Source organism: Metabacillus lacus, assembly GCF_009674805.1.
GTDB lineage: Bacteria > Bacillota > Bacilli > Bacillales > Bacillaceae > Metabacillus_C > Metabacillus_C lacus.
Window position 1 is genome coordinate 1 of the sequence record NZ_WKKI01000104.1, and the last position, 1,524, is coordinate 1,524.

Sequence of the window (1,524 nt, forward strand, 5' to 3'; positions counted from 1 at the left end):
ACAGGATAGTTCTCTGTTAACTCTTTAAAATATTCATCAAGCACTTTAAGTTCTTCTTCCATCATCATTGCCAACAGTCCACCAAACAGGGCTCGTTCTACTTCATTTTCTACCGTCCAAATATCTTCGGGGAATATTTTCTCTTCCTTTGCATTGACCGGCATCATCGCAAATGTATGAAATCTAGGCTCATTAGGAGATTCCACAAACACCATAATTCCATGCTTTGCCCCCACTGCATTATGTACAATCACTTCTGTTTTATATTTATCAAGAAAAAATTGCTCTGTAGCCGCTGCGATTTCTTTAAACTTTTCCTTCGCAATTGGGTCATTTTTCTGGCCACCAGGCAGATCGTACCCTTCTCCCACATAGTCATTTACACTCACATACGCTTCCCTTGCATGCCTCTCCTCCGGCGTTTCAGAAATTCCTCCCATGACTCCACATCCTCCTATCAAAAATAATGCTGCAAAAATTATTGAAGTTAAATAAAAATGGGATCTCATCTTTATATCCTCCTGATTAATATCTGACTTGAAATAGTCAGAACTCTCTACTCTCTAATCATTAGTTTAGCGGAAAACAGAAAATAATTGGAGTATTTTATATACATTAATATCCAAAAATCCTAAAACAGGCCTTTAGGTGCATAGGAATTTCGAAATTATTCCAAACTTTTTTCCTAGTTTATTTTAGTATTTATTTGTTTTGATAATGGCCCCTATTGTAATTTAAAATTTGCATCTATTTTATCGTGTGTCTATCTCTTAGCATATATAAGCATGAAGACCGGCCAATTCAACAAGTTCTTGATCCGTAGTACTATCTTTATTAATTTTTGGCACAACCAAATTATCCATGAGTCTCCTCCTATTGTCTTACTATATTTCGAATTAACAATGTGTTATCTTTATCCCCTATACCTGTGTATTTATTTATTTTGTTATCATTCAACGCAATCTCATAGCTTCCTCTAGGAAATCCCTCTCTAGTTTCAATATCTGTAACGATTTGTTGTAATATCTCTTCATCTGGCTCTACATTAGGTTCTTTCATATATAAATTAATAGCAAATCTGAAACTTTCAGGTTCGTACTCCCTTACATTAAATTGTTCTTTTAAGCCCTTCTTACTAATCTTCGGTTTATTAAAGTAAAGCTCGTTAATCGGTTGGTACTCTTTCTTAACAAACAAATGCGAAATAAAGTAAAATGAAGTTGTATAACCTGTTTTTTTTACATTATTCACTGCTTCTTGTCGGATTCCGACAACAGGATAGTTCTCTGTTAACTCCTGAAAGTACTCATCAAGCTCTTTAAGTTCTTCTTCCATCATCATTGCCAACAGTCCACCAAAAAGAGCTCGTTCTACTTCATGTTCTACAGTCCAAATATCCTCAGGGAATATTTCCCCTTCATTTGCATTGACCGGCATCATCGCAAATGTATGAAATCTAGGCTCATTAGGAGATTCCACAAACACCATAATTCCATGCTTTGCCCCCACTGCATTGTGTACAAT

General features: G+C 35.6%; 2 protein-coding genes. Both read right to left on the reverse strand.

Going from position 1 to position 1,524, the window contains the following annotated elements; all coding sequences use genetic code 11:
- Positions 1-440 (reverse strand): DUF1672 family protein (locus tag GJU40_RS20415; protein WP_212029923.1); only part of this gene is annotated, 440 nt, incomplete at its 3' end.
- Positions 441-873: 433 nt separating this feature from the next.
- On the reverse strand, positions 874-1,524 hold a 651-nt coding region (locus GJU40_RS20420), incomplete at its 5' end, for a DUF1672 family protein (protein WP_154309888.1).